General features: G+C 61.6%; 1 protein-coding gene. It reads right to left on the bottom strand.

Annotated features, from left to right (window positions below):
- The coding region (locus P792_RS39095; protein WP_035440259.1) for an efflux RND transporter permease subunit at positions 1-431 on the bottom strand (431 nt) is incomplete at its 3' end.
- Between the last annotated feature and the right edge of the window lie 33 nt (positions 432-464).

The following is a 464-nucleotide window of genomic DNA, read 5'->3' as shown; positions in this document are numbered from 1 at the left end:
CCGTCGCCATCGATCTGCATCTGCATGATCTCGCCCATGCCGGTGGCCAGAGGCCCCATCGCAACACTGACCGGCACGGCAATGGCCTCGCGGGCCTTTTGCAGACGCTCATTGACCCGTGTCCGGTCGAGATCAAGGTTGGAAGTATCGCTGAACTGCAGATAGACGACCGAGAGCCCCGTGCGCGAAACGGAGCGCAGATCGATCAGATCCGGCAGTCCCGTCAGGCTCGCTTCGAGCGGAAAGGTGATCTGCTTTTCCACTTCTTCCGTCGCAAGACCCGGCGATGTGACCGAAACAAGCACCTGCTGGGGCGAGATATCAGGGACGGGCTCGACCGGCAGGCCCGGCACCACCATCAGCCCGGCCAGGACCAGCATCGCGCAAAGCGCGAGTACAGCAAGCTTGCTGCGCTGCAGAAATTCCCACATGACGCGCTCAGTCCGCTGTCATGGAAGAAAGCA

Source organism: Asaia sp. SF2.1 (assembly GCF_000505765.1).
GTDB lineage: Bacteria > Pseudomonadota > Alphaproteobacteria > Acetobacterales > Acetobacteraceae > Asaia > Asaia bogorensis.
This window is presented reverse-complemented; position numbering and strand designations above follow the sequence as displayed.